Origin of the sequence: Paenibacillus sp. FSL L8-0644 (assembly GCF_038008165.1) — a bacterium.
Classification (GTDB): domain Bacteria; phylum Bacillota; class Bacilli; order Paenibacillales; family Paenibacillaceae; genus Paenibacillus; species Paenibacillus polymyxa_D.
The window spans coordinates 1-3,252 of the sequence record NZ_JBBOYN010000004.1 but is presented as its reverse complement, the minus strand read 5'-3'; the positions used below and the strand labels follow the sequence as shown (position 1 = coordinate 3,252).

Here is a 3,252-nt window from a genome sequence, read left to right as displayed (position 1 = left end):
GCGGCCGCGTTCCACCGGCTGTTTGAGGAACAGGCGGAGCGCACGCCGGAAGAGGCGGCCGTCGTGTACGAGAACGACCGGCTGACGTATGCGGAGCTGAACGAGCGGGCGAACCGCTTGGCGGCTACGCTGCGCGCAAACGGCATCGGCCGGGAGACGATCGTCGGCATTCTCGCCGAGCGTTCGGTGGCCGTGCTGGTGGCCGTGCTGGCCGTCTGGAAAGCGGGCGGGGCGTATGTGCCGCTCGACCCGGATTATCCGGCGGAGCGCGTGCGGTTCATGCTCGAAGACAGCGGAGCGAAGGTGCTGCTGACGCAAACGGCGCTGCGAGAGCGTGCTGAAGCCTGGCTTGACGAAGAGGAGCTGGCGCTGGCGGCGGTGCTGTACCTGGACGACGAAGCGTCGTACAGCGAGGAGCGGGCGAATGCGCCGATTGGCTCGGGCATAGTCTCCGGCAAGCTGACGGATACTGTGGACGACGGCGATGAGAGCCATCAGAATGTTGGCACCGACAGCTTCCATGAAGCCCGTCCGGAGGATCTGGCGTACGTGATCTATACGTCGGGAACGACGGGCAAGCCGAAGGGCGTGATGATCGAGCACCGCAGCCTGGTGAACACGGCGGCGGGCTACCAGCGGGAATACCGGTTGGATCAGTTCCCGGTGCGGCTGCTGCAGTTCGCAAGCTTCTCGTTCGACGTGTTCGTGGGAGATATCGCGCGGACGCTGTACAACGGAGGCACGATGGTGATTGTGCCGAAGGACGACCGGATCGATCCGTCTCGTCTGCACCACTGGATGGAGCGGGAACGGGTCACCATCTTCGAATCGACGCCGGCGCTGATCGTGCCGTTCCTGGAGTACGTGCACGAGCAGCAACTGGATATGAGCTGGATGGAGCTGTTGATCACGAGCTCGGACAGCTGCAGTGTGGCGGATTACCGGATCTTGCAGGAACGCTTCGGCTCGTTGTTCCGGATCATCAATGCTTACGGCGTGACGGAAGCGGCGATCGACTCCAGCTTCTACGACGAGGAATTGGCGAAGCTGCCGCAGACAGGCCATGTGCCGATCGGCAGAGCGTGGCTGAATGCGAAATTCTACATCGTGGATGCGCACCTGAATCCGGTGCCGGTCGGGGTGCTGGGCGAGCTGGTTATCGGCGGAGTCGGAGTGGCGCGCGGGTACTTGAACCGTCCGGGGCTGACAGAAGAGAAGTTCGTAGACAGCCCGTTCGCCGCGGGCGAGCGGTTGTACCGCACGGGAGACTTGGCGCGGTGGATGGAGGACGGCAACGTGGACTTCATCGGCCGGATCGACAACCAGGCGAAAATTCGGGGGTACCGGATCGAGACGGGCGAGATCGAGTCGCAGCTGCTGCGGGTGGAAGGCGTGCGCGAAGCGGTGGTGCTGGTTCGAAGTGACGCGAACGGGCAGAAGGCGCTATGCGCGTATTACACACCGGATACCGGAGCGGAGCTGGCAGTGAACGATCTGCGCGGCGCGCTGGCGCAGGAGCTGCCGGGCTACATGATCCCGTCGTACTTCGTGGAGATGGAGCGCCTGCCTCTGACGCCGAACGGAAAAATTGACCGGAAGGCGCTGCCGGCGCCGGAAGGGGAAGCGGGAAGCGGAACGGAGTACGTCGCACCGCGCAATGAGCTGGAAACAAAGCTGGCGGCGATTTGGCAGGAGGTGCTGGGGCTTGCGAAGGAGATTGGCGTTCACGACAACTTCTTCGACATCGGTGGTCACTCCCTGCGGGCGACGACGCTGGTCAGCAAGATTCATAAAGAATTGAGCGTGGATCTGCCGCTGCGCGACGTGTTCCGCCATTCCACCATTGAGAGCATGGCCGCCGCCATTTCCCGGCTGGATGAGCAGACATTCGTTGCCATTCCGGTGGCGGATGACCGAGAGGTGTACCCGCAATCTTTTGCTCAAAAACGTCTCTTTATCCTGAATCAACTGGAAGGCGCGGAGCTTAGCTACAACATGCCGGAAGCGATGCTGCTGGAGGGGGCTTTGGACCGGGCAAGGTTCGAAGAAGCGTTCCGTAAGCTCGTGGCGCGGCATGAAACGCTGCGCACCGGGTTCGAAATGGTGGATGGCGAAGCATCGCAGCGGATTTACCAGGACGTGAATTTTGCCGTGGAGTTCTATCGAGTGGATGAGCAAGAGGCCGAAGAGATGGTTCGCCGTTTCGTCCGTCCGTTTGACTTGGCGAAGCCTCCGCTGCTGAGGGTAGGCCTTGTCGAGCTGGCTCCGGAACGTCATATTCTAATGTACGACATGCATCATATTATTTCCGATGGCGTCTCGATGGAAATCTTTGTTGAAGAATTCGTCCGCTTGTACGGCGGCGAGCAATTGGAGCCTCTGCGCATTCAGTACAAAGACTACACCGTTTGGCAGCATTCGCAGGAGCAGAAAGAACGGCTTCAGCGTCAGGAGGCGTACTGGCTGGACATGTTCCAAGGCGAGCTGCCGGTGCTGGAAATGCCGGCCGACTATCCGCGTCCGGCCGTGCAGAGCTACGAAGGCCAAACGCTGGAGTTTTCCTTCGACGCTTCGAAAACCGACGGCCTGAAGCAGCTGGCCTCGGAAACGGGCACGACGCTGTTTATGGTGCTGCTTGCGGCGTATAACGTCCTTCTGCATAAATATTCAGGTCAGGAAGACGTGATCGTCGGTACGCCGATTGCCGGAAGGAATCATGGAGATGTGCAGCCGTTGATCGGGATTTTCTTAAACACGCTGGCTATCCGCAGTTATCCGGCTTCGGAAAAGACATTCCTGTCATACCTGAACGAAGTCAAAGAAACGACCCTCCATGCCTTCGAGCATCAAAACTATCCGTTCGAAGAATTGGTGGACAAGGTGCAAGTCACCCGTGATTTAAGCCGCAATCCGCTCTTCGACACGCTGTTTACGATGCAGAATACGGAAAACGAGGAATTTGAGCTGGAAGGGCTTCGCCTGATTCCTTATCCGAGCGTATTAGATACCGCGAAGTTTGATATCAGCTTGGATGTGGGCGAGGAGAACGGCGGCTTGGATTACAGCTTCGAATATGCGACGGCTCTCTACAAAAGGGAGACGATCGAACGGCTGGCGAAACATTACGAGCAGCTGCTCGAAACGATCGTAAGCCGTCCAGATGCGAAGATTGCCGAGCTGGACTTGCTGACGGCAGAGGAAAAAGAACAAATTATCGGCGCGTTCAACCCGGCGCAGCCGGAAGCGGCTCCT

Annotated in this window: 1 protein-coding gene; it reads left to right on the top strand. The window is 59.4% G+C overall.

All coding sequences use genetic code 11. From position 1 onward, the window contains the following. Positions 1-3,252, top strand: a 3,252-nt coding sequence (locus NSS94_RS26165) for an amino acid adenylation domain-containing protein (protein ID WP_341040530.1), incomplete at both ends; no start/stop codon positions are given.